The 23,955-nt window shown below is 72.2% G+C and carries 22 protein-coding genes and 1 pseudogene; 18 read left to right on the top strand and 5 right to left on the bottom strand.

Annotated elements, in window-relative coordinates:
* The first annotated feature begins 244 nt into the window (after window positions 1–244).
* The 4 genes and pseudogenes from DMB66_RS11955 (at window position 245) to DMB66_RS11970 (ending at window position 4,862) form a co-directional block, all read left to right on the top strand.
* A pseudogene (locus DMB66_RS11955) lies at window positions 245–3,431 on the top strand (nitrate- and nitrite sensing domain-containing protein).
* On the top strand, window positions 3,428–3,841 hold the full coding sequence (locus DMB66_RS11960; protein WP_125804122.1) for a roadblock/LC7 domain-containing protein: 414 nt from the start codon (window positions 3,428–3,430) through the stop codon (window positions 3,839–3,841). Before DMB66_RS11955 ends, DMB66_RS11960 begins: the two are co-directional and overlap by 4 nt.
* Window positions 3,842–3,898: 57 nt before the next feature.
* On the top strand, window positions 3,899–4,261 hold the full coding sequence (locus DMB66_RS11965) for a DUF742 domain-containing protein (protein WP_125804123.1): 363 nt from the start codon (window positions 3,899–3,901) through the stop codon (window positions 4,259–4,261).
* A complete protein-coding gene (locus DMB66_RS11970) occupies window positions 4,242–4,862 on the top strand; it encodes an ATP/GTP-binding protein (RefSeq protein WP_125804124.1) in 621 nt (206 codons plus the stop codon). Before DMB66_RS11965 ends, DMB66_RS11970 begins: the two co-directional genes overlap by 20 nt.
* Before the next feature lie 174 nt (window positions 4,863–5,036).
* Here the strand turns inward: DMB66_RS11970 and DMB66_RS11975 are convergent, their stop codons facing one another.
* Window positions 5,037–6,149, bottom strand: coding sequence for a uroporphyrinogen-III synthase (locus DMB66_RS11975; RefSeq protein WP_233624494.1), 1,113 nt, complete (start codon window positions 6,147–6,149; stop codon window positions 5,037–5,039).
* 685 nt (window positions 6,150–6,834) lie between these two features.
* On the opposite strand from DMB66_RS11975, the gene rplM reads away from it, so the two are divergent.
* The 3 genes from rplM (at window position 6,835) to glmM (ending at window position 9,361) form a co-directional block, all read left to right on the top strand.
* Entirely contained in the window at window positions 6,835–7,278 is a 444-nt protein-coding gene (gene rplM, locus DMB66_RS11980) for a 50S ribosomal protein L13 (protein WP_125804126.1), read from the top strand.
* A gap of 29 nt (window positions 7,279–7,307) precedes the next feature.
* Entirely contained in the window at window positions 7,308–7,868 is a 561-nt protein-coding gene (rpsI, locus tag DMB66_RS11985) for a 30S ribosomal protein S9 (RefSeq protein ID WP_370318362.1), read from the top strand.
* A 149-nt stretch (window positions 7,869–8,017) separates the two neighbouring features.
* Window positions 8,018–9,361 carry a phosphoglucosamine mutase gene (gene glmM, locus DMB66_RS11990; protein ID WP_125804128.1) on the top strand — a complete coding sequence of 448 codons (1,344 nt, stop codon included), beginning with the start codon at window positions 8,018–8,020 and terminating at the stop codon, window positions 9,359–9,361.
* Window positions 9,362–9,704: 343 nt separating this feature from the next.
* Here the strand turns inward: glmM and DMB66_RS11995 are convergent, their stop codons facing one another.
* On the bottom strand, window positions 9,705–10,895 hold the full coding sequence (locus DMB66_RS11995; RefSeq protein ID WP_125804129.1) for a pyridoxal phosphate-dependent aminotransferase: 1,191 nt from the start codon (window positions 10,893–10,895) through the stop codon (window positions 9,705–9,707).
* 58 nt (window positions 10,896–10,953) lie between these two features.
* The gene (locus tag DMB66_RS12000) at window positions 10,954–11,874 is read right to left on the bottom strand and encodes an MmpS family transport accessory protein (protein ID WP_125804130.1); all 921 of its coding nucleotides are present in this window, start codon (window positions 11,872–11,874) and stop codon (window positions 10,954–10,956) included.
* 253 nt (window positions 11,875–12,127) lie between these two features.
* On the opposite strand from DMB66_RS12000, the gene glmS reads away from it, so the two are divergent.
* Entirely contained in the window at window positions 12,128–14,020 is a 1,893-nt protein-coding gene (glmS, locus tag DMB66_RS12005; RefSeq protein ID WP_125804131.1) for a glutamine--fructose-6-phosphate transaminase (isomerizing), read from the top strand.
* Here the strand turns inward: glmS and DMB66_RS12010 are convergent.
* Entirely contained in the window at window positions 14,007–15,488 is a 1,482-nt protein-coding gene (locus tag DMB66_RS12010; RefSeq protein WP_125804132.1) for an alpha/beta hydrolase, read from the bottom strand. The genes glmS and DMB66_RS12010 overlap by 14 nt on opposite strands.
* The gene (locus tag DMB66_RS12015; RefSeq protein ID WP_125804133.1) at window positions 15,485–15,790 is read right to left on the bottom strand and encodes a hypothetical protein; all 306 of its coding nucleotides are present in this window, start codon (window positions 15,788–15,790) and stop codon (window positions 15,485–15,487) included. Before DMB66_RS12015 ends, DMB66_RS12010 begins: the two co-directional genes overlap by 4 nt.
* A gap of 162 nt (window positions 15,791–15,952) precedes the next feature.
* Here DMB66_RS12015 and DMB66_RS12020 point away from each other — a divergent pair, with 162 nt between their 5' ends.
* From DMB66_RS12020 to DMB66_RS12065, 10 genes are all read left to right on the top strand, one after another.
* Window positions 15,953–16,321: a holo-ACP synthase gene (locus DMB66_RS12020; protein ID WP_125804134.1), complete on the top strand. Its 369-nt coding sequence runs from the start codon at window positions 15,953–15,955 to the stop codon at window positions 16,319–16,321.
* 60 nt (window positions 16,322–16,381) lie between these two features.
* Complete coding sequence (locus DMB66_RS12025) at window positions 16,382–17,830, top strand: NAD(P)H-hydrate dehydratase (protein ID WP_125804135.1); 1,449 nt, start codon at window positions 16,382–16,384, stop codon at window positions 17,828–17,830.
* A gap of 36 nt (window positions 17,831–17,866) precedes the next feature.
* Window positions 17,867–19,003, top strand: a complete 1,137-nt coding sequence (gene alr / locus DMB66_RS12030; RefSeq protein ID WP_125804136.1) for an alanine racemase — start codon at window positions 17,867–17,869, stop codon at window positions 19,001–19,003.
* Window positions 19,004–19,059: 56 nt separating this feature from the next.
* Window positions 19,060–20,094: an alpha/beta fold hydrolase gene (locus tag DMB66_RS12035; protein WP_370318363.1), complete on the top strand. Its 1,035-nt coding sequence runs from the start codon at window positions 19,060–19,062 to the stop codon at window positions 20,092–20,094.
* Window positions 20,091–20,573, top strand: coding sequence for a tRNA (adenosine(37)-N6)-threonylcarbamoyltransferase complex ATPase subunit type 1 TsaE (gene tsaE, locus DMB66_RS12040; protein WP_233624495.1), 483 nt, complete (start codon window positions 20,091–20,093; stop codon window positions 20,571–20,573). The genes DMB66_RS12035 and tsaE overlap by 4 nt, the downstream gene beginning before the upstream one ends.
* Entirely contained in the window at window positions 20,570–21,247 is a 678-nt protein-coding gene (ung, locus tag DMB66_RS12045; protein ID WP_125804138.1) for a uracil-DNA glycosylase, read from the top strand. The genes tsaE and ung overlap by 4 nt, the downstream gene beginning before the upstream one ends.
* A 313-nt stretch (window positions 21,248–21,560) precedes the next feature.
* A complete protein-coding gene (gene tsaB / locus DMB66_RS12050; protein ID WP_125804139.1) occupies window positions 21,561–22,217 on the top strand; it encodes a tRNA (adenosine(37)-N6)-threonylcarbamoyltransferase complex dimerization subunit type 1 TsaB in 657 nt (218 codons plus the stop codon).
* Entirely contained in the window at window positions 22,217–22,645 is a 429-nt protein-coding gene (rimI, locus tag DMB66_RS12055) for a ribosomal protein S18-alanine N-acetyltransferase (RefSeq protein ID WP_125804140.1), read from the top strand. The genes tsaB and rimI overlap by 1 nt, the downstream gene beginning before the upstream one ends.
* Window positions 22,638–23,690: a tRNA (adenosine(37)-N6)-threonylcarbamoyltransferase complex transferase subunit TsaD gene (gene tsaD / locus DMB66_RS12060; protein WP_125804141.1), complete on the top strand. Its 1,053-nt coding sequence runs from the start codon at window positions 22,638–22,640 to the stop codon at window positions 23,688–23,690. The genes rimI and tsaD overlap by 8 nt, the downstream gene beginning before the upstream one ends.
* 8 nt (window positions 23,691–23,698) lie before the next feature.
* Window positions 23,699–23,953: a hypothetical protein gene (locus DMB66_RS12065; protein WP_125804142.1), complete on the top strand. Its 255-nt coding sequence runs from the start codon at window positions 23,699–23,701 to the stop codon at window positions 23,951–23,953.
* Window positions 23,954–23,955: the final 2 nt, after the last annotated feature.

Below are 23,955 nucleotides of genomic sequence, written 5' to 3' on the forward strand. Positions count from 1 at the left end.
AAATCGCGGCCGTGCCGCGTGTGGCACGAGCCCTGTCGCGTGGATCGGCTATTCCCGGGCGGCAGTATCGGGGTGGGCGAAGAGATGCGGGGATGACCAGCGAGGAGATGTCGTGAGCACCGGTTCTTCGACCCAGGCTTCGACCTACCCCGCCCTTGCCGCTGGCGACCCGGTTGGAAGCAGCGCGGATGCCGGTCGCCCGAGTGGCGCCGGCACGCGCGAGCGGCGTGGGCGCTTCCCGCGCCTGCGGGACGCGCGCATCAGATCCAAACTGGCCTTGATCCTCTTCGTGCCGCTGGTGGCCGTGCTCGCGCTCGCCACCGTCCGGCTCATCGACGTCGGTGGCCAGGCTCTCGACGCCCGTCAGGTCGAGGACCTGACCGAGCTCTCCACCGACGTCTCGGACCTGACGCAGTACATCCACAAGGAGCGGATGGCCGCGGCGCAGTTCCTCGCGACGCCCGGCGCCGGCGCGGCCAGTTACAATGCGGCGATCGCGCTCAGTGATCAGCGGATCGCGCGATACACGACCGACCGTGGCGCGCTGGACGACGCCCCGGCTGCCGTGCAGGCCCGGCTGGAGCGCATCGACGGCCACCTGCAGACGATGAACGCGACCCGGAAGAAGGTCGTCGACCGCGACGAGATCGCCGTCTCCGAGGTCGTGCTGCGGTACGGCGTCGTGCTCACCGACCTCGTCGGCTACGGCGAGGTGCTCAGCCAGTACGCCGGTGAGGGCACGGTCGCCGACAGCCTGCGCGCCGTGTCCGCGTTCGCCCGGGCCAAGGCGGGCACCGCCGAGCAGGAAGCGGTCGCCTACGCCGCCCGGGCCTCCGGTGACCTCAGCGCCGAGCAGCTCTCGGTGCTCACCGCCACCGAGACCAGTCAGCAGGAGGCGTTCGAGAGCTTCGCCCTGGTCGCCACCCCGCAGCAGCGCGCGCTGGTGGACAACACGGTCACCGGCGACGCGATCAATCTCGCCGACCAGTACGCCGGCCGGCTCAACCGGTCCGACCCGATCGTCCCGCTCGAGCTCACCCAGTCCTTCGGCGCGGTCGTCGACCTGATGCGCTGGGCCGAGCAGCGGCTCGAGACGCAGGCCCTGCAGCAGGCCACCGACGAGAGCTCCGCGGTGGGCCGCCAGGCCGCCCTGGAAGCCGGTCTGGTGCTGCTGACCCTGATCCTCGCCATCGCGCTCGCCGTCGTGCTGGCCCGCTCGCTCAACCTCTCGCTGCGCCGGCTTCGCGAAGGCGCCCTGGCCGTGGCCAACCGCGACCTGCCCGACGCGGTCGCCCGGCTGCGCGACGTGCGCAACCTCGGCGACGGCGGCGCCGACGACATCGTGCGGCAGGTCCGCGACCCGATCCGGCTCAACAACCGCGACGAGATCGGCCAGGTGGCGCAGGCGTTCAACGTCGTGCACCGCGAGGCGGTCCGGATCGCGGCCGAGCAGGCCGCCCTGCGGACCAGCGTCTCGGCGATGTTCCTCAACCTGGCCCGCCGCTCGCAGAGCCTGGTCGACCGGATGATCGGCGAGCTGGACCAGATCGAGCGCGGCGAGGAGGACCCGAAGCGGCTCGCGCAGCTCTTCGAGCTCGACCACCTCGCCACCCGGATGCGCCGCAACGACGAAAACCTGCTGGTCCTGGCCGGTGCCGACTCCAGCGCCCCGCGCCGCGAGGACGCCCTGGTGGTCGACGCGCTGCGGGCCGCACAATCCGAGGTCGAGCTCTACAACCGCATCGAGTTCGGCACGGTGGACACCGACATCTCGATCATGGCGGTCGCCGTCAACGATGTCGTCCGGCTGGTCGCCGAGCTGCTCGACAACGCGACCCGCTTCTCGCCGCCGAACACGGTGGTGGTCGCGGACGGCCGGCGCATCCGCGACTACGTGGTGATCCAGGTCGAGGACCGCGGGCTGGGGATGTCCGAGGAACAGATGGACTCCCTGAACCGGCGGCTCGCCGAGACCCCGGACGTCGACGTGGCCGCCTTCCGGCTGATGGGCCTGGCCGTGGTCAGCCGGCTGGCCAACCGCTACGGAATCCGGGTGGAACTGCGCGCGAACATCGAGGGCGGCACCATGGCCCAGGTGATCCTGCCGAACCACATCGTGGTGCTGCCTAACAACCGGCCGCTGGACCCGCCGAACCGCGGCAACCGCCAGCTCGACGCGGCGCCGGCCAGCTGGAACGACCCGATGCCGCTCGGCCGGGGCAGCGCGGCGACGGCGACCCTGTCGGCCATCGCGCCCGAGCCCTGGGGACAGCGTTCCGACGACGGCATGCTCCGGGCCGGCAGCGGCGCCTTCCCGACGATCACCCCGCAGCAGCCGCCGCACCCGCAGCTGCCGATCCAGCCCTCGCAGCTGCCGAGCATGCCCACCCCGGACCGCCCGGCGCTGCCCAGGCGCGGCGAGGGCGCGCCGGCCACGGAACGGCCGCCGCTGCCGACCCGGATCCCGCAGCCGGATTCCGCGCCGGTCGCCGGCCAGGCCTCCGGCGCCACGAGCTCGCCGACCATGGCGTACCCGACCATGAAGGCCGCGGCGCCCGACCGGCAGGTGCAGCAGAGCTTCGCACCGGCCACCGGCTTCGTCCTGCCCGGCGGCGGCACCGCGCCGGCGGCGCAGCGGCCGGCCAGCCCGAATGCGAACGGCTGGGGTGCCGCGCTCGCCGCGATGCCGCCGGCGCCCCCGCCGCCGGCCGCGCAGGCCGAGGACAGCGGCGAGACCTCGCCGATCTTCCTGGAGATGCAGCAGAGCTGGTTCAAGGGACACGACGGGCCGATCTCCGAGGAGTGGAGCATGCCGACCGCGGGCTACGCACCACCGCCGAACCAGCCCCAGGCCCCGCTCCCCGCCGCGACAGCCACCCCGGCGCCCTCGGCCCTGGCTCCGGCTCCGGCTCCGGTCTCGGCCCCCCGCGCCGCTCCCTGCTCCCGCCCCTGTCGCTGCGGCCCCCGCACCGGCTCCCCCGGCGGGCCCCCAGCGGCCCCCCGCGGCCCCACCGGTCCCGGTCTCCCCGGCAGCCCGAACAGAATCGAATAGCTACCCACCCCCGAACGCGGGGCAGAATGGTTCGCGACCGGCGGACGCCGGTCCGGACAGCGGTGCCCAGGTGCCCCGGCCGCGCAGGTCGGCCGAGGATGCCTGGCGCACCGCCGCCGACGAAGGATGGCAACGGGCGATGGCCGCGGCGGAACCCGCGGTCAGCGACACGACCCGTTCCGGACTACCCAAGCGGGTGCCCCAGGCCCAGCTCGTCCCCGGTGGCGTGCAGAGCAGCCCGCGCAATCAGAACCGTCGCAGCCCGGATGAGGTACGCGGCCTCCTCTCCGCGTACCACCGCGGTGTGCAACGTGGGCGTACGGCCGGCAGTGAAGAAGCTGCCGCGGGCGCCCCAGCTCCGAAGGAGAACGGACAGTGACCAGGACCCCCACCATGCAGGACATGGGCTGGCTGCTCAGCAACTTCGCCGACAGCGTGGCAGGCATCGCGCACGTCGTCGCGGTCTCCGCCGACGGCCTGCTGTTGGCCTCGTCGCGGGACCTGCCGGCGGATCGTGCGGACCAGCTTGCCGCCATCACGTCCGGTGTCGTCAGCCTGACCGACGGTGCGTCGCGCATGTTCAACGCCGGCGAGGTGCAGCAGACGATCATCGAGATGGACAGCGGATACCTCTTCCTGATGTCGATCAGCGACGGCTCGTCGATGGCCGTGCTGGCGGCGCGCAGTTGCGACGTCGGCCAGGTCGGCTACGAAATGGCACTGCTGGTCGAACGGGTCGGCGCCGCCCTGGTGCCCGCACCCCGCGAGACCGTGTCACACCAGGGCTGACCTGGAGCACCAACCGCGACCGCACGCTGACGCACGCCGGAAGGAGGTGACCGCACGATGGCACAGCCACATGACCCCCGGGGCAACCTGGTCCGTCCGTACGCGGTCACCCGGGGCCGGACGGAGCCGCGCCGCGACATCCCCATCGAGGCAGTCCTGGTCGCCAGCCAGGCTGCCCTGCAAGAGGCCCGGTTCGCCGGGCATGACAAATACCGCATCGCCGTGCTGTGCGAGCCGCGGGCGCAGTCGCTGGCCGAGATTGCTGCATACAGCAGGCTCGCGCTGGGAGTAGCTCGGGTGCTGGTCGCCGACATGGTCGCCGACGGGCTATTGACGCTGCACAGTGCCGCTCCCAAAGAAGGCTTCACGGAGCGGATGGATCTGCTGGAAAGGGTGTTGAGTGGACTTCGCAAGCTCTGAGCGGGCGGGGGCGCAACCCAAGGAGATCACCTCCGCGAAGATCGTCATAGCCGGCGGCTTCGGCGTGGGCAAGACGACCATGGTCGGTGCGGTCTCCGAGATCGAGCCGCTGACCACCGAGGCAGTGATGACCTCGGCGGGCCAGGGAATCGACGACGCGTCCAAGGTGCCCGGCAAGGAGACCACCACGGTCGCCATGGACTTCGGCCGCATCACGATGGCCGACGACCTGATCCTGTACCTCTTCGGCACGCCCGGCCAGACCAGGTTCTGGTTCATGTGGGACGAGCTGATCAGGGGTGCGGTCGGGGCGGCGGTCCTGGTGGACACCAGACGGATCTCCGACGCCTTCGCACCGCTCGATTACTTCGAGAACCGCCACCTGCCGTACCTGGTGGCGCTGAACTGCTTCGACGGCGCTCCCCGGTATGAACCGGAGGAGGTCCGCGAGGCCCTGGCGATCGCGCCGCACGTGCCCCTGATCATGTGCGACGCCCGGCACCGCGACTCGGTGAAGACGGTGCTGGTGGGCGTCGTGGAACACGCGATGGCCACGCTGGTCGCCGAGCAGGGCAGGGGATTCCCCGCGACGGTGGGCTGAGACCCGGCCCAGGCATCCGCGACGGCCCGCCACAGGGCCGTCGCGCCTGCCTGGGCGTGGTCGCGTCCGCCTGGCTTGCAGGTCCAAGGGCTTTCAAGGTCAAGGGTTCCTCTGCCACGGTCGGCACCATGCAACCAGGCACGACTTGATCTTGCTCTTGACGCTGTCGCGGTGTCAGGTGGGTAGCCGGTAGCCGCGTTTGACCACCGTCTGGATCACGCCCGGGGCGGCCAGGCCGGCGCGGAGGCGGGCGACCGCCATCTCCACCGCGTGCTCGTCGGCGCCTCGGGGGAGGGTGCGCAGCAGGGCCGCGCGGGACAGCACGCGGCCCGGGGTCGCCGCCAGCGCCCGGAGCACCGCCATCGGGGCCGGGGCCAGAGGCTTCAGAGCGCCGTCCACGATTGCCGCGTGGCCGCGCAGGGTCAGCTTGTGGCCCGCCACCTCCAGGGACAGGGCCCGGCGGGGGAGTTCGTCCACGATCGTGCGGACCAGGGAGCTCAGCCGGGCGCGGGCCGGCGTCACCACCGGGATGTCGTGCCGGCGCAGCGGCGCCGCGGTCACCGGGCCCACGCAGGCCGCCAGGATGTCGGCTCGCAGCGCGTCCAGCAGGGGTGTCGTGCTCTGGCCGGCCGCGCGCAGCAGCGCGCCCACCGCCGGAGCCGAGGTGAACGTCACAGCGTCCACCAGGCGTCCGGTGATCAGGTCGACCAGGCGGTGCAGCGGCGCCGGGTCGATCGGGGCTGCCCAGCGGTAGACCGGGACCTCGATCACCTGCGCCCCGGCCGCCTGCAGTGCCTCGGCGTATTCCGGCTGGCTGTCACCATGCAGTTGCATTGCCACCGTCAGGCCCGCGACGCCGCGCGCGGTCAGGTGGTCGACGACCTCTTCGTAGCTTTCGCCCTCCGGCGACCACTGCTCGCGCAGCCCGGCGGCTCGGATCGCGGCGCGGGCCTTCGGGCCGCGGGCGATCAGGTACGCCCGGGAGAGTGCCGCCCGCAGCGGCTCCACCAGGCCCCAGCCCTCGGCGGCCTCCAGCCAGCCGCGCATGCCTATCCCCGTGTTGACCAGCACGATGTCCGGGGGTGTCCCGAGGCATGCCCGGGTTGCGGCGCGCAGTTCCGCGTCGTCGGCGATCGGGACGATGCGCAGCGCGGGCGCTATCACCACGCGGGCGCCCCGGTTTTCCAGCAGGCTCGCCAACTCGTCGCGGCGGCGGTCCGAAGTCACGCCGATCGTGTAGCCGGACAAAGACGCCGTCGGCGCCGCCAGCGCTGCTGCGGTGATCACGGGCTTTCGTGGGCTGCCGGCCTGGTCCGTCATCCGGCGGCCCGCCCTCCCCGCACCTTCGAGCGGGGAGGGTTGCCAGAAAGCCGCGGCATGGCCGGCCGGTCCACCGAAGGGCACGCTCGGAGACCACCGTCCTCGGCGTCGACCCGCTCCCATGTCACGCCTGCGTTCTCCGCCGTACCTCCGGCCGGCACACGCCGCGGCTTCCTGGTGCCGAGCCGGTCAACCGGCTCGGCGGGCACCGCCAGGTCCGTCCTCAACCCTGGCGGTGGGTCTGCGATGGTGCGCCCGAATGCGCAGCCGGGCCGGAGCTCCGGCCGCGTCGTCGCGGTGACCGCACCACTTGCCATGACGGAAGCGTGCCGGGGGGTAATTACCACCGCGCGTCCCGTATGTTTCAAGCCTGCTAAGAGGCATTCACGTCCACGGGGTCTACCACCGTGGGTGGAATCACGCATCCCCATGTCGGCGTGCCGTAGGGCACCGCCTAAACTGGTGGCGCTACGTTATCCGGTCCCGTCTGCATGGCGGGCCCACCGCCCGTTTTGACCGCGCGCCGCGCAGGCAGGTATTGTTGCCTGCTGTTGTGCGACAGCTGCGAGCGTGCCCCTTCGGGTAGGCTCGATGTTCGTGCTTGCTACGACCAGCGCGCGCCCCCAGACCGACGACGAGACAAGGTAATTCTGTGCGTACGTACAGCCCGAAGCCGGGTGAGATCGAGCGTCAGTGGCACATCATCGACGCTTCCGACGTCGTTCTGGGCCGGCTCGCCACCCACACCGCGGCCCTCCTGCGCGGCAAGCACAAGCCCACGTTCGCTCCGCATGTTGACACCGGCGACTTCGTGGTGATCATCAACGCGGGCAAGGTCGCGCTGACCGGCAACAAGCGGCAGACCAAGGTTGCCTACCGGCACTCCGGCTACCCGGGCGGTCTGAAGCAGGTCAACTACGAGGAGCTGCTGACCAAGCGCCCCGATCACGCGGTCGAGTTGGCCGTCAAGGGCATGCTCCCGCACAACAAGCTGGCCCGCCAGATCATCAAGAAGTTGAAGGTCTACCCGGGCGCCGAGCACCCGCACGCCGCGCAGCAGCCGGTGCCGTTCGAAATCAAGCAGATCGCGCAGTGAGCGCGGGCGAAGGAAACAGCATGACCGACATCGTCGAGCCCGAGGTCGTCGAGACCGTCGAGGAGCCCGCCGCCGAGGCCCCCGCCGCCGAGGAGCCCACTGCTGAGGTTCCGGCCGCCGAGGAGCCCGCTGCCGAGGTTCCCGCCGAGACTGTCGTGGTCGTCGAGGCCGCTCCGGCCGCGGTGCGTGCCCCGCGCCCGGGTGACCGTCCGATCCAGACCGTCGGCCGCCGCAAGGAGGCCATCGTCCGGGTGCGCCTCATCCCCGGCACCGGCAAGATCACCTGCAATGGCCGCGACCTCGAGGCCTACTTCCCGAGCAAGGTGCACCAGCAGCTCATCCGTGAGCCGCTGAGCACCGCGGAGAAGCCCGAGATCTTCGACGTCATCGCCAACCTGCGCGGCGGCGGCATCACCGGCCAGGCCGGCGCGCTGCGCCTCGGCATCGCCCGGGCGCTCATCACGAACGACCCGGACGACCGCCCGGCCCTGAAGAAGGCCGGCTTCCTCACCCGTGACTCGCGGGTCAAGGAAAGCAAGAAGTACGGCCTCAAGAAGGCCCGCAAGGCTCCGCAGTACTCGAAGCGCTGATCGCAGCGCTCCGTCTTGCACCACGTCTGACCGGACGGCCGGGTGCGCCCTTCACTGGGCGTGCCCGGCCGTTCGCGTTTTCCCTCCCCCACAACAGCTCCGGTCCACCGCACTCGAGCAGGGCGGCGCCGGCGAAAGGAACGACCGCCATGGGGCGACTCTTCGGCACTGACGGCGTACGCGGGCTGGCGAACGGTGACCTGCTCACCCCGGAACTGGCTCTGTCGGTCGCGGTAGCGGCCGCCCGGGTGCTCATCGAGAGCGACGCCAGCCACCAGCCGCTGGCGATCGTGGGGCGCGACGGGCGGGCCAGCGGCGAGATGCTGGAGGCGGCCGTCGTGGCCGGGCTGACCAGCGCCGGCGCCAACGTCGTGCGGGTCGGCGTGCTGCCCACCCCCGCCGTGGCATATCTGGTCGGCCAGGCCGGTGCGGACCTCGGGGTGATGCTGTCGGCGTCGCACAACCCGATGCCGGACAACGGCATCAAGCTCTTCGCCCCGGGCGGCCAGAAGCTGCCGGACGAGCTCGAGGCGAAGATCGAGGCGGCTATCGCGGACGGGCACGGCCTGGTCGGCCGCCCGACCGGTGCCGGCGTGGGCCGGGTGCACGACCTGCTGGACGGCGCCGAGCACTACATCAAGCACCTGCTCGAGTCGACCCCACACCCGCTGGCCGGCGTCAAGGTCGTGGTCGACTGCGCCAACGGCGCGGCCAGCGAGGTCGGCCCGACCGCGTACGAGGAGGCGGGCGCGGAGGTCATCGCGATCCACGCCAATCCCGACGGCCTCAACATCAACGACAACTGCGGCTCGACCCACCTCGAGGCGGTCCGCGAAGCCGTCCTGGAGCACGGCGCCGACCTGGGCCTGGCCCACGACGGCGACGCCGACCGCTGCCTCGCGGTGACCGCGGCCGGCGACGTGGTCGACGGTGACGAGATCATGGCGATCCTGGCGCTGGCGATGCGCGAGGCGGGCAGCCTGACCGAGGACACCCTGGTCGCGACGGTGATGAGCAACCTGGGCCTGCGCCTGGCGATGAAGCAGGCGGGCATCCGCCTGCTGGAGACCAAGGTCGGCGACCGGTACGTGCTGGAGGAACTGGCCGCGGGCGGCTACGCGCTGGGCGGCGAACAGAGCGGCCACATCGTGATGCCGGCGTACGCGACGACCGGCGACGGCGTGCTGACCGGCCTGCACCTGATGGCGACGATCGCGAAGAGCGGCAAATCCCTGGCCGACCTGGCGTCAGTGCTGCACAAGCTGCCGCAGGTGCTGATCAACGTCCCGGTCAAGGACCGGCAGGCGGGAGCGTCGGCGCCGACTGTGCAGGCCGCGGTGGCGCTGGCGGAGAACGAGCTGGGGGAGACCGGGCGGGTGCTGCTGCGCCCGTCGGGCACCGAGCACTTGGTGCGGGTGATGGTCGAGGCTGCCACCGAGGAACAGGCCCGGGCCGTCGCCGAGCGGGTGGCGGAAGAGGTCCGCTCTGCTTAATTGCCTCGCTCCGCTCGGCGGGCAGTGCGCCCCGGGAGGTCGTTGTCGAGGACACCAAAAATGACCACGGCAAAGAGCGCCTAGTCATTTTTGGCGCCCTCGACAACGACGGGCGCACTGCGACTTTGGTCGCGGTCAGATCACGTCGTGGGCCAGCTTGCGTTGGTTCGGGGATTAGGTGGCTCACGTGGTGGGCCAGCTTGCGTTGGTTCGGGCGTTAGGTGGCTCACGTGGTGGGCCAGCTTGCGTTGGTTCGGGCGTTAGGTGGCTCACGTGGTGGGCTGCTTGCGTTGGTCTGGGGTTTGGGGCTCACGTGGTGGGCTGGGTTGCGTTGGTTTGGGGGTTACTTGGCTAGGGTGCGGAGGCGGGTTGCGGCTTCGTTGATCACGTTCTCGCGTTTGCAGAAGGCGAAGCGGATCAGGTGTTTTCCCTGGTCTTGGTGGTCGTAGAAGACCTGGGTCGGTACCGCCACCACGCCGCAGCGTTCGGGTAGCGTCCGGCAGAAGTCGACGCCGTCCGTGCCGCCCAGCGGCGTGATGTCGGCCGTCACGAAGTAGGTGCCCTCGGATGGCAGCACGCCGAAGCCCGCGTCGGTCAGGCCCGCGACGAGCCTGTCCCGCCGGGACTGCAGCGCGTCGCGGAAGCCGGTGAAGTACGCATCCGGCAGCCGCAGCGCCACGGCCACCGCCGGCTGCAGCGGTCCCGCGTTTACGAACGTCAGGAACTGCTTGACCCGGGTCGTCGCGGACACCAGCGGCGCCGGGCCGGTCGCCCAGCCCACCTTCCAGCCCGTGCACGAGAAGCTCTTCCCCGCCGACGAGATCCGCAGGGTGCGCTCCCGCATGCCCGGCAGGGTGGCGAGCGGCAGGTGTGGCGCGGAGGCGTCGGTGAAGACCAGGTGCTCGTAGACCTCGTCGGTCACGGCGTGCACGTCGTGCTCCTGGCAGAGCCGTGCGATCAGCCCGAGCTCGTCGGCGGTGAAGACCTTGCCGGTGGGGTTGTGCGGCGTGTTCAGCAGGATCAGCCGGGTGCGGGGCCCGAACGCGGCGCGCAGCTCACCCTCGTCGAAGCCGTATCGCCCGTCGGGGCCGGGCCGCAGGGTGACCGGCCGCCGAACCGCGCCGGCCAGCGCGATCGAGGCCGCGTACGAGTCGTAGTACGGCTCGAAGCACACGACCTCGTCCCCGGGCTCGCACAAGCCGAGGATGCTCGCGGCGATCGCCTCGGTGGCCCCGGCAGTGACCACCACCTCGGAATCAGGGTCTCGCTCCAGGCCCCAGAACCGCTGCTCGTGCGCGACGATCGCGGCCCGCAGCGCCGGGATGCCGGTCAGCGGCGGATATTGGTTGGCCCCTGAGCTCAGCGCCTCGGCGGCCGCGGCGAGCATCTCCGGCGGCCCGTCCGTGTCCGGGAAGCCCTGCCCGAGGTTGACCGAGCCGGTGCGCGCGGCCAGCGCGGACATCTCGGTGAAGATGGTGGTGCCGAACGGGCGCATGCGCCCGACGAGCGGATCGGCCGGGGTCGACGTCGTCACGACGCCAGCCTACGGCCGCTCGGGCGGGTGCCGCTGCCCGCTCGTGGCAGCGGGCTCGCTAGAAGGCGATCTTGGTGCAGGAGGCGGTGATGAAGGTGCCTTCGCTCGTCTTCTGGGCCACCTGCTTGCCGTCGATCTTGGCGCTGCAGCTCAGCGTTCCCTCCGAGGTGGAGCCGCGGATGGCGGTGACCGAGACCAGCGCCGAGCCCTTCATCGTGAAGGTCTTGCGCCACGGCAGCGAGGCGTTGCGGACGCGCTGCGCTTTGCCGTCGAGCTTCTCCACGTAGATGATCTCGGCCGGGCCGTCGCCGGTGACCTCGTATTCGACCTTGAGCTCCTGATCGGGGTTGATGTCCGGCAGGTTCGGCAGGTCGGTGGGCAGATCGGTCGGGAAGTCCGTGGGCAGGCCGGTCGGCAGGTCGTCGGGGAGGCCCGGCACCTCGGTCGGCAGGTCCGGCAGGGATTCGAGCTTCTCCTCGGCCTTGTTCTTGGCGTTGTTTACCAGCAGCACAGCCGAGGTCACCCCGCCCGCGCACAGCAGCAGCACCACAGCCAGCAGCACGGCGATCAGCGGGGCGTTGCTGCGCTTCGGCGGCGGCGGGGGCGCACTGTAGCCGGGCTGCTGTTTGTAACTGGGCTGCTGTCCGTAGCCGGGAGGCGGGCCGTAGCCGCCGGGCGGGCCGTAGCCGGGCGGCTGGTAGGCCGGCGGCGGGAACTGGCCGTGCTGGTCCGGCGCCTGGAACTGGCCCTGCTGGTTCGGCGGCAGGTAGCCGGTCTGCTGGTCCGGCGGTGGGTAGCCCGGCTGCGCGGCGAACTGCGAGGTGGGCGGGTAACCCTCCGGCGGCCCGCTGGTCTGTGCGTTCGGCGTGGGCAGCGGGGCATAGCCGGGCTGGAAAGACGGCGTCGGCGGACGCGGCGGCTGGTAGGGCTCGGCCGCGAGGGAGTCGCCCGACGGTGTGGACCACGGTTGACCCGACACGGGCTCTTCCGCGGGGTACGGACGCGTCGGGTCCGAAGGCGGTGGGTAGCTCAATCGTCTCTCCAGAGCAGGTGTTCGCCCGACGGTACGCCCCCCACGCCAGATTTGGATCACCCGGTCGTGTCAGCGGTGTGCCTGACCTGGCCACGAAGTCGGACACGACCGGCTGAACGGCTCTTTCGATCACGGATGATGCGCGAAAGTATGCCTCTCGCGCAGCGCCCGTGAGCGGAAGTCCGCTACGCTGCCCCCCATGTGTGGGATCGTGGGTTACGTCGGCAGTCGGCCGGCTCTGCAAATCGTCCTCGACGGGCTCCGCCGGCTGGAGTATCGCGGTTATGACTCCGCCGGCATCGCGGTCATCGACGACTCCGTCATCCTGACCGAGAAGAAGGCCGGCAAGCTGGCGAATCTCGAAAAGGCGTTGGCCGAGCGCGCCGGTGACGGCATCTCGGTGGGCGTCACCGCGATCGGGCACACCCGCTGGGCCACCCACGGTGGTCCCACCGACCGCAACGCCCACCCGCACCTCTCGGCCGACGGCCGGGTCGCGGTGATCCACAACGGCATCATCGAGAACTTCGCCCGCCTGCGCGCCGAGCTCGAGGCGACCGGCGTCGAGTTTGTCAGCGACACCGACACCGAGTGCGCCGCCCATCTGCTCGCCGCCGAGATGCGCGCGCTGCGGGAAGCCGGACAGGACACCGCGCTGGACGGCCCGCACCTGCTGGCCGAGGGCATGCGCCGCACCGTGCGCCGGCTCGAGGGCGCTTTCACCCTGCTCGCGATCGACGTCGACGTGCCCGACGCGGTCGTCGCCGCCCGGCGCAACTCGCCGCTGGTGGTCGGCCGCGGCGACGGCGAGAACTTCCTCGCCAGCGACGTCTCCGCCTTCATCGAGCACACCCGTGAGGCCGTCGAGCTGGGCCAGGACCAGGTCGTGCTGATCACGGCCGCCGGCATCGAGATCACCGACTTCGCCGGCGCCGCCGCGACCGGCAAGGAATTCCACATCGACTGGGACGCCTCCGCCGCGGAGAAGGGCGGCTACGACTACTTCATGCTCAAGGAGATCGCCGAGCAGCCCCAGGCGATCGCGGACACCCTGCTGGGCCGGCTCTCCGAGCGTGGCGAGATCGTCCTCGACGAGGTTCGCCTCACCGACCAGGATCTGCGCGACGTCGACAAGGTCTTCATCATCGCCTGCGGCACCTCCTACCACGCCGGCATGGTCGCGAAGTATGCGATCGAGCACTGGACCCGCATCCCCTGCGAGGTCGAGCTGGCCAGCGAGTTCCGCTATCGCGACCCGGTGCTGGACCGCTCGACGCTGGTGATCGCGATCAGCCAGTCCGGCGAGACGATGGACACGCTGATGGCGCTGCGCCACGCCAAGGAGCAGAAGGCCCGGGTGCTGGCCATCTGCAACACCAACGGCTCGACGATCCCGCGCGAGTCCGACGCCGTGCTCTACACCCACGGCGGGCCCGAGATCGCCGTGGCCTCCACCAAGGCGTTCCTGACCCAGCTGGTCGCCTGCTATCTGATCGGCCTGCACCTGGCCCAGATCCGTGGCGTCATGTATGCCGACGAGGTCGCCGACGTGGTGGCCCGGCTGCAGCGCACCCCGGACGACCTGCGCGAGCTGCTCACCGGCATGGAAGACGTCCGCGCGCTGGGACGCGACCTGCGGACCGCGTCGACCGTGCTGTTCATCGGCCGGCACGTCGGCTTCCCGGTCGCGCTGGAGGGTGCGCTCAAGCTCAAGGAGCTCGCCTACATGCACGCCGAGGGCTTCGCCGCCGGCGAGCTGAAGCACGGGCCGATCTCGCTGATCGAAGAGGGCACGCCGGTGGTCTGCGTGGTGCCCTCCCCGGCCGGGCGCGGCGTCCTGCGGGACAAGGTCGTCTCGAACATCCAGGAGGTGCGCGCCCGGGGAGCCCGCACCATCGTGATCGCCGAGGAGGGCGACGACACGGTCCGTGCGTTCGCCGACCACCTGATCGTGGTGCCCCGCACGCCGACCCTGCTCGCGCCGCTGATGACCACCGTGCCGCTGCAGATCCTCGCCTGCGAGATCGCCGCGGCCCGGGGCCACGACGTCGACCAGCCGCGCAACCTGGCCAAGTCCGTCACCGTGGAATGACATCGCCACGCCCCACAGCGATGGCCGTGAGCGCGTCGAGCGCCGCGCTGCCGGGCTTGAAGTAGCCGAGGTGCCCGGCGTCCGGCTCGCTCGCGAACACGCGGGCGCCGAACGCCGGGTCGCTCGGGTTGGTGCCGAAATACAGGTCGTTCTCCGGCCGGGCGAAGGCCAGCAGCGCACCGCCCGGCACCGCCTGGCTGAGGGCGAGATCCGCGGCCAGGCTCCGCGGCGCGACCGCCGCCCACTGGATGACGTCGGACCGCGACGTCGAGGACCACACCTGGCCGGGCGGCACCTGTAGCTCGGCGGCCGAATCGACGCCGACGCCGGGCGATCCGACGAAGACCACCTCGTCGGTGGCGAGACCCGGCTGAGCCGCCGCCGAGCCCACCACCAGCGACCCGTAGCTGTGGCCCAGCACGGTCTGATGCGCCGGCGGGCCGAGATGGGTGGCACGCAGCCCTTCCTGGAACCGGCGTAGCCCGTCCGCGCCCGCGGTGGCCTGGGACCTGCTCGCGGCCTCATGCACGAAGTCCGGGGCGTCGTAGCCCAACCACATGACCGTGCTGGTGGCGGTCTCCGGGGCCAGTTCGGCCGCCCGCGCCGCGATCCGCTCGGCCCGCGTCAGTTCCTCGCCGTACGACGCGAGGTCGGCGGTCATCCCGGGCACCTGGGTCAGCACGTTCGCGGCCCGGTCCGGGTCGCCCAGCGCGACCACCGCCTGTCCCTCCCCGGCCGGATCGATCCGCAAGAGGTATGCCCTCGCCGCGTCCCCCTCGGCGAGCCGGTCCCGAAGGGCGTCGAGGCCGGGTAGCCGTGCCGGTAGCTCGTCCAGGGTCAGCCGATTCGCCGCATCGCGGGTGGCGGCGGGAAGGCCGTCCAGCGAACCCAACCGGCCGGGGTCGGTGGCGAGCAGCCAGCGCTGCTGCGCCGGGCTCAGCGCCGCCCACCATCGCCGCACCTCCGCGGGTGTGGCCGCGCAGGACGGCGGATCGATCGCCGGCGGGGTGGCGGTCCCGCCCGCGATCAGCTCGCCGAGCCTGCTCGCCGCGGCCCCGTCCGCCCGCGCGGCGATGGTCACCGCCGCCTGGACGGTCGCCGCGGTGTCGCGGACGGCAACCGCCGGTTGCCCGCTGACCGTGCCGTTGCCGGCGATGGAGACGCCCGCGGGGGTGCCTGCCAGCATCGACCTGGCTCTGGCCAGGCTCGCCGCGAACTCGCTCAGCGCCTGGTCGGCGGCCCAGCAGCCGAGCCGGAAGAGATTCAGCCGGCGGATCAGCGCGGCCAGGCGGCCCGCGGCGGCGTCGGCGGCGGATCCGGTCCAGAAAGTGCTCAGCCGGGCCGCGTGGGCGCGCAGCTCGGCCGCCCACCGGCCGGCGGTCGCGGCCCAGGCCCGCCAGGCGGTGGCGGTGTCGCGCCAGGGCCCGGGATCGGTGGTGCGCAGCTGCGCGTAGCTGATGACCGTCACGCCGCGGCCCTGCCGTGGGTGAGCTGGGGGACCTTCCGCAGGCGTGCTGCGGCGCGGTCGTCCGCGTCGTCGTAGTCGTCGGCTGCCGCCGTCGCCTGCCGGGCGGTCGCCGTGATGTCCTCCGCGAGCACCCGGAGCCGCAGCCGCGCGGCGTCCGCGACCGCCGACGCCGCAGCCGTCGACGACCAGGTCGGCCCGGCGGGTGGCGGTGGGGGATCAGCGCTGATCAGCGCGACTGTCGCGGACAGTGCCGTGGCCCAGGCGCGGACCGCTGCGGCGTCAACTTCGAGCTCGGACGTCATCGGCAACCTCCAGGTCGGAAAAGGCGTTCGGCCGACGACGTTAGGGGAGCGAAGGCTGACGGAACTGCCCCTGTGGACAACCCGCGGCGGGGCATACCCCGTTGTCCACAGCCCTGGCGCACGACGGGCCGCCGTGGACCGCGGGCCGATAGGGTTGCTCCTGTGATCGTGTCTGTGGGGATCGACGTCGTGCTGGTGGAGCGGTTCGCCAAGGCGTTGGAGCGCACACCGCTGCTCGCCGACCGGCTCTTCACCGACTCGGAGCGGATGACTTCCTCGAATAATCCGAGATCGCCGGAGTCGCTGGCCGCGCGGTTCGCGGCCAAGGAGGCCGTCGCCAAGGCGCTCGGCGCTCCCGTCGGGCTGCGCTGGCACGACTGCGAGGTGGTGACCGATCCGGACGGGCGGCCCTGGCTGACCGTCTCCGGCACGGTTGCGGCGGTCGCGGCCGAACGCGGTGTCAACCGCTGGCATCTGTCGCTGTCGCACGACGGTGGCATCGCCTCCGCGATGGTCGTCGCGGAGGCCTGAGTTGACCCGCGGCGCAAAGCCCAGGCAAGGTCGATTTTCGAGTTCCCAGGGGGTTTGAGCATGCGGCAGGCGTGGCGCGTGGCGGATGTCCGTGCGGCGGAGAAGGCCCTGATGGCGATCCTCCCGTCGGGCACGCTCATGCAGCGCGCGGCGGCGGGGCTGGCCCGCCGGTGTGCCCTGCTGCTGGGCGAGTCCGGCGGCGTCTACGGCGCCACCGTGCTGTTGCTGGTCGGCAGTGGCGACAACGGCGGTGACACGCTGTATGCGGGTGCCGCGCTCGCGACCCGCGGTGCCGGCGTCAAAGCCGTGCTGCTCCGGCCCGACCGGGTGCATCTCGCGGGCCTCGCCGCCCTGCGCCGCGCGGGCGGCGTGACCGTCACCGAGCTGCCGGCCCGGGCCGACCTGGTGGTCGACGGCATCGTCGGCATCGGCGCCAGCGGCGGGCTGCGACCGGAGGCGGCGGCGCTGGTCAAGCGCCTGCCCGAGCTGCGTGGCCGGGACGGCGCGCGGCCACCGGTCGTCGCCGTTGACGTGCCCAGCGGGGTCACGGTCGACACCGGTGACGTGCCCGGCGAGGCCGTGCACGCCGACGTCACCGTCACCTTCGGCTGCCTCAAGCCCGCGCACGTCGTCGGCCCGGCCGCGACCCTGGCCGGCCACGTCGAGCTGGTCGACATCGGCCTGGGCGCCACGCTGCACACCGACCCGGCGGTCCGGGTGCCGGAGGCCGCCGACGTCGCCGCCTGGTGGCCGAGGCCGAGCGCGGCCTCCGACAAATACAGCCGCGGCGTCGTGGGCGTCGCCACGGGTTCGGCGGCCTACCCCGGCGCCGCTGTGCTGTCCGTCTCGGGTGCGCTCGCCGGGCCGTCCGGGATGGTGCGATATGCCGGCAGTGCCGACCGTGAGGTGCTGCGCCGGCATCCGTCCGTGGTGGCCGCGAAGCGGGTGGCCGAGGCCGGCCGGGTCCAGGCCTGGGTCTGCGGTTCCGGCCTGGGCACCGACGACGCGGCCCGCACCGAGCTGCGCAGCGTGCTCGCCACCGCCCTGCCGGTGCTGCTCGACGCCGATGCGCTGACCCTGCTTGTGGACGGCAAGCACGCCGCCGACCTGCGCCGGGACGCCCCGTTGGTGATCACGCCGCACGACGGTGAGTTCGCCCGGCTGGCCGGCGAGCGACCGGGCGCGGACCGGATCGCCGCGGCCTGCCGGCTCGCCAGCTGGATCAACGCGGTGGTGCTGCTCAAGGGGGACAGGACGATCGTGGCCACCCCCGCGGGCGAGGTCTGGGCCAACCCGACCGGCACCGCGGCGCTGGCCACGGCCGGCAGCGGCGACGTGCTCGCCGGCCTGCTCGGCTCGCTGCTCGCCGCCGGCCTGCCCGCCGAGCGAGCGGCGATCATGGCCGCCTACGTGCACGGGCTGGCCGGGCGCCGGGCCGCGCAGGACGGCCCGGTGACGTCCGAGGACGTGGCCTCCGCGCTGCGTCCGGTCCTTGCCGATCTGCTGTGACCGGCTTCTGTCATACCGAATAAGTAGGCTGTGAGCATGTGGCAAGCCGAGGTCCGGGTAGATCTGGACGCTATCCGGGACAACGTCGCGACGCTGCGCGCCGGCACCACCGCCGAGGTCATGGCGGTGGTCAAGGCTGACGGCTACGGGCACGGCATGGTGCCGGTCGCCCGGGCGGCGCTGGCCGGCGGGGCGACCTGGCTGGGTGTCGCCACCCTGGAGGAGGCGCTGGCCCTGCGGCGGGCCGGGCTCAGCACGCCGGTGCTGGCCTGGCTGCTCGCCCCGGGCCTGCCGCTGCACGACGGCGTCGCGGCCGACGTCGACCTCACCGCGGGCGGCCTGGCCCAGTTCGGCGAGCTGGTCGCGGCCGCCCGCCGGGTGCAGCGACCGGTCCGGGTGCACCTCAAGCTCGACACCGGCCTGGCCCGCGGCGGCGCCACCCCGGCCGAGTGGCCCGCCCTGCTCGAAGCGGCGGCGAAGGCCCAGGCCGACGGCGAGGCGGAGATCGTCGGCGTCTGGAGCCACTTCGTCTATGCCGACGCCCCCGGCCACGAGACGGTCGACCACCAACTAGCCGTCTTCGCCGAGGGGCTGGCCACGGCGGAGCAGTTCGGCATCGAGCCCCGCTACCGTCACATCGCCAATTCGGCGGCCACGCTGACCCGTCCCGACGCACACTACGACCTGGTCCGGCCCGGCCTGGCCATCTACGGGCTGTCGCCGCTCCCGGCCGAGCATCCGACGGGTCTGCGGCCGGCGATGACCGCCCGCGCCCGGGTCGCGCTCACCAAACGGGTCCCGGCGGGCCAGGGCGTCTCCTACGGGCACGCCTATCACACGTCGAAGGAGACGACGCTGGCCCTGGTGCCGCTCGGCTACGGCGACGGGGTGCCCCGGCACGCGTCCAATGTGGGCCCGGTGGCGCTCGGCGGGCGCACCCGCACGATCGCCGGCCGCGTCTGCATGGACCAGATCGTGCTCGACTGCGGCGACGACCCGGTCGCGGCGGGAGACGTGGCGACGCTCTTCGGCCCGGGCGACGACGGCGCACCCACCGCCACCGACTGGGCCGAGGCGATCGGCACGATCAACTACGAGATCGTGACCCGCTTCGGCGGCTCCCGCGTGCCCAGGGTCTACGACGGCACAGCCGGCACAGGGGAGGACACGTGAGTCCAGCGAAGTCATCCGCGAGGTCCGGCCCACGCCGGCGGGCCAAGCAGGTCGGCATAGTCGGCGCCGCCATCGGTGTCGCCGCGGCCGGCCTGGCCACGGCCTTCGCCGTCGAGCGGGCCCTGGTGCGCAAGTCGCTGAATGCGCCCGGTGACCCCTACGCCGACGAGGAGTTCGGCGACCAGCCCTTCGACCGCCAGGTGACCGTCACCGCCGCCGACGGCACCGATCTGCACGTCGAGATCGTCGAGCCGAAGGTCGCCGGCACCAAGCCCACCGTCGTCTTCGTGCACGGCTTCGCGCTGGACATGGGCACGTTCTACTTCCAGCGGCAGGCGCTGGCCGAGCTGGGCGAATACCGGCTTGTCTGCTACGACCAGCCCGGGCACGGGCGGTCCAGCCGGCTGCAGTCCGGCGACTACGACATCGCCGCGCTCGGCAAGTCGCTGGCGGCTGTGCTCGACGAGACCGTGCCGGACGGGCACATCATCCTGGTCGGGCACTCGATGGGCGGCATGACGATCATGGCGTTCGCCGAGCAATATCCGGAGTGGTTCGGCGAGCGGGTCACCGGCGTCGTGCTGATGTCCACCTCGGCCGGTCTGATCGACAAGAGCAAGCTCGGCCTCCCCTCGCTGGTCGCGCGGGCCAGCGCGCCCTTCTTCGGGATCTGGGGCGGCGCGGCCCGCATCGGCGGCGGCGCGATCGACAAGGCCCGCATCGCGGCCGGCGACCTGGCCTGGCTGCTCACCCGCCGGTACGGCTTCGGCGACGCCCGGCCCAGCCCGTCGCTGGTCACCTTCGTGGAGCAGATGAATTCGAAGACCTCCGTCGAGACCCTCACCAAATACCTGCACACGCTGTACACGCACAACCGCTTCCCGGCGCTGTCCGCGCTGCGCGGGGTGCCGGTGCTGGTGCTGGTGGGCGCCAATGACTATCTGACCCCGGTGACCCACTCCGAGGAGATCCTCCGGCACCTGCCGGAGGCGGCGCTCGTGAAGATCGACAACAGCGGACACGTGGTCATGCTGGAGAAGGCCGACGAGGTCAACGCGGCGCTGATTCCCTTCCTGGAGAAGATCTCTTGATCCCGACCGGCATCCGGCTGGCCACAGTGGACGACACCCGAGCCTTCGGCCGGCGCCTCGCCGCCGTGCTGCGCCCCGGAGACCTGCTGCTGCTCACCGGTCCGCTGGGGGCCGGCAAGACCGCGCTGGCGCAGGGCATCGGCGCGGGGCTCGGCGTGCTCGGCGCCGTCACCTCGCCGACGTTCGTCATCGCGCGCGTGCACCGGCCCGACCCCGCCCGGGGTGGCGCGGTGCCGCTGGTGCACGCGGACGCATACCGGCTGGGCGACGCGGCCGACCCGCGCGCCGAGATCGACGACCTCGACCTGGACGCGTCCGCCGACGACGCCGTCACCGTGGTCGAGTGGGGCGCCGGCCTGGTGGAACAGCTCAACGACGAATACCTGGCCGTCCGGCTCGACCGGCTCGACGACGACACCCGGATCATCGACCTCATCCCCCACGGCGGCGACTGGGCCGCTCGACTGGAGAAAATGTGAACCTGCCCGAGCTGCTCCCGCCCGCCTGGCGTAGGGAGCTCACGCCGTTCCTCGACGAGGCGGCCACCACGGCCCTCGGTGCCTTCGTCGCCGAGCAGTACGAGACGCAGACGGTGTATCCGCCCGTCGAGGATCTGTTCGCGGCATACCGGTTGTGCCCGCCCGAGCAGGCCCGGGTGCTGATCCTCGGCCAGGACCCGTATCACGGGCCGGGGCAGGCGCACGGGTTGAGCTTCAGCGTCCGCGACGGGGTGCGGATCCCGCCGTCGCTGCGCAACGTCTTCAAGGAGTTGGCGGAGGACGTCGCGGTGGCGCCCGCGACCAGCGGCGACCTCACCGGCTGGGCGCGGCAGGGGGTGCTGCTGCTCAACGCGGTCCTGACCGTGCGCGCGGCAGCGGCCGCCTCGCACGCGAACAAGGGCTGGGAAGCATTCACCGACGCGACAATCCGGGCGCTGAACGCCCGCGACGAGCGCGTGGTGTTCCTGCTCTGGGGCAGCTATGCCCGCAAGAAGGCGGCCCTGGTCACCAACCCGGCGCACGTTGTGCTGGAGGCGGGCCACCCGAGCCCGCTCAACCCGAAGGGCTTCCGCGGCTCCCGCCCGTTCAGCGCGGCGAACAAGGCCCTGGCCGACGCCGGCCGCGCCCTGATCGACTGGGACCCACGAGCCTGACCCGCCGACCCACCGCGGACCGGGCGCGAACCACCGCCCGACCGAGGCACGGGCCGGGCGCGAGCCATCGCCCGACCGAGGCACGGGCCGGGCGCGAGCCGCTGCCCGGCTGAGGTGCGGGCCGGGCGCGAGCCGCTGCCCGGCTGAGGTGCGGGCCGGGTGAATTGGTGCCCGGCTGAGGTGCGGGCCGGGTGAATTGGTGCCCGGCTGGGGTGCGGGCTGGGTGAGTTGGTGCCCGGCCCGGCTTGGCGGGCATGGGGTGGCCCGGCCGCCCGGCTCGGCTGGGCTGCTTTGCGGCGGTTAGGGTTCTCAGGTGCTCGTTCTCGCTCTGGATACCTCCACTCCCGCGGTTACCGCCGCTCTCGGGGAGGTCACCGACAGTGGCATGAAGGGGATCGCCGAGCGGCGTACCGTCGATCCTCGCGCCCACGGTGAGCGGCTCGCGCCCCAGGTCCAGCTCGTTCTCGACGATGCCGGGGTGCGCCCGCGCGAGTTGACCGCGATCGTCGCCGGGCTCGGCCCCGGGCCGTTCACCGGGCTGCGGGTGGGGCTGGCGACCGCCGCCGCCATGGGGCAGGCGCTGGGCATCCCCGCGTACGGGATCTGCTCGCTCGATGCTCTCGGCCGGGCCGCCGGGCCCGGCCGGGTGCTCGTCGCCACCGACGCCCGCCGGCGTGAGGTCTATTTCGCCACCTACTCCGGCGGTGTCCGGGTCTCCGGTCCGGACGTCGCTAAGCCCGCCGAGGTGCTGGTCGAGGCCGATCGGGCCGTCGGTGAGGGTGCGCTCAAGTACAGCGAGGTCTTCGGCATCCCGATCGACGACCGGCTGCTCTATCCCCCCGGCGAGGCGCTGATCGCCCTGGCCGCCGAGCAGATCCTCCGCCGGGCGCCGGGGGATCCGCTCACCCCGCTCTATCTGCGCCGGCCCGATGCCGTCGAGCCGGCCGCCCGCAAGACTGTGCTGCCCTGATGCTTATCACCCGGTTTCGCTGGTGGCACATCGCCGAGGTCCTGCCGATCGAGGAGGAGCTGTTCGGCGCCGAGAAGTGGTCGGCCGCGATGTTCTGGAACGAGCTCGCGCAGCGGCATTTCTACCTGGTCGCGGTGGAGAACGAGAAGGTCGCCGGCTATGCGGGCCTGGCGATCGTCGATCAGGAGGAGTCCTGGGTGCAGAACATCGCCGTCGACCGGCGGGCCCAGCGCGGCGGCATCGGGCGGCAGCTGCTGGAGGCGCTGCTCGCCGAGGCCGGTAGGCGCAAGGTGCTGCTTGAGGTCGCCGTCGACAACGCGCCCGCCCAGCGGCTGTACGCCGCCTACGACTTCGAGCCCGTCGGCCTGCGGCGCGGCTACTATCAGCCCAGTAACACCGACGCCCTGGTGATGATGCGAAGTGCCTGACGAGCCTCTGGTCCTCGGGATCGAGACCTCCTGCGACGAGACCGGCGTCGGCATCGTCCGGGGGCACACCCTGCTCGCCGACGCCCTGGCCTCCAGTGTCGACCAGCATGCCCGGTTCGGTGGGGTGGTGCCCGAGGTCGCCAGCCGGGCGCATCTCGAGGCGATGGTGCCGACCATGCAGCGGGCGCTCGACGACGCCGGGGTCACCCTCGCCGACATCGACGCCATCGCGGTGACGGCCGGGCCGGGGCTCGCGGGGGCGCTGCTCGTCGGGGTCGCCGCCGCCAAGGGGTACGCGCTCGCCGCCGACAAGCCCATCTACGGCGTCAACCATCTCGCCGCCCACGTCGCCGTCGACACCCTTGAGCACGGCCCGCTGCCCGAGCCGGCCATCGCCATGCTCGTCTCCGGCGGTCACTCCTCGTTGCTGCTGGTGAACGATCTCACCGCCGGGGTGACGCCGCTCGGTGCGACCATCGACGACGCGGCCGGGGAGGCGTTCGACAAGGTCGCCCGGCTGCTCGGCATGGGCTTCCCCGGTGGCCCGGTGATCGACCGGACGGCCCGCGACGGCGACCCCGCCGCGATCGCCTTCCCGCGCGGCCTCACCGCGCCCAAGGACCGGCTCAAGCACCGCTACGACTTCTCCTTCTCCGGGCTGAAGACGGCCGTCGCCCGGTGGGTGGAGGCCCGCGAGCGCAGCGGCGAGCCGGTGCCGATCGCCGACGTCGCGGCCAGCTTCCAGGATGCCGTCTGCGACGTGCTGACCAGCAAGGCCCTGGACGCCTGCCGGGAGTACGGCATCGAGACGCTGATCATCGGTGGCGGGGTGGCCGCCAACTCGCGGTTGCGGCTGCTCGCCGAGGAGCGCGCCGCCAAGCTGGGCATCCGGGTGCGGGTGCCGCGCCCGGGGCTGTGCACCGACAACGGCGCGATGGTCGCCGCGCTCGGCTCGCACCTGGTGGCCGCCGGGGTCGCGCCCAGCCGGCTCGATCTGCCGGCCGATTCCGCGATGCCATTGACCTCGGTCACTGTGGCGGGGTAGGAATCAGCATGATCGCACGCATGTGGGAGGTACGGGCCCTGGGCAGCGGCTTCGACGAGCTGCTCACCTGGGTCTGCGACGTGGCATTGCCGCAGGTGGAGGTGCTGCCGTCGTACGTGTCGAGCGAGGTCTACTCGTCGACCGACCATCGCATCGTGGTCATCTCCCGGTGGCGGCACACCCCCGCCGACCTGCCCGCGCCGCCGGAGCGCCTGACCGCCCGCGCGCCGCACGTCTGGGATTTCACGCCTGTCGATAGATAGGG

This window comes from Actinoplanes sp. ATCC 53533 (assembly GCF_003947245.1).

Bases quoted from the DNA above. Each gene is read 5' to 3' on its own strand.
- DMB66_RS11965 (WP_125804123.1), top strand. From the start codon at position 3,899: ATGGCACAGCCACATGACCCCCGGGGCAACCTGGTCCGTCCGTACGCG.
- glmS (WP_125804131.1), top strand. From the start codon at position 12,128: ATGTGTGGGATCGTGGGTTACGTCGGCAGTCGGCCGGCTCTGCAAATC.
- DMB66_RS12065 (WP_125804142.1), top strand. From the start codon at position 23,699: ATGATCGCACGCATGTGGGAGGTACGGGCCCTGGGCAGCGGCTTCGAC.
- DMB66_RS12025 (WP_125804135.1), top strand. From the start codon at position 16,382: ATGCGGCAGGCGTGGCGCGTGGCGGATGTCCGTGCGGCGGAGAAGGCC.
- alr (WP_125804136.1), top strand. From the start codon at position 17,867: ATGTGGCAAGCCGAGGTCCGGGTAGATCTGGACGCTATCCGGGACAAC.
- glmM (WP_125804128.1), top strand. From the start codon at position 8,018: ATGGGGCGACTCTTCGGCACTGACGGCGTACGCGGGCTGGCGAACGGT.
- DMB66_RS12015 (WP_125804133.1), bottom strand. From the start codon at position 15,790: ATGACGTCCGAGCTCGAAGTTGACGCCGCAGCGGTCCGCGCCTGGGCC.
- rimI (WP_125804140.1), top strand. From the start codon at position 22,217: ATGCTTATCACCCGGTTTCGCTGGTGGCACATCGCCGAGGTCCTGCCG.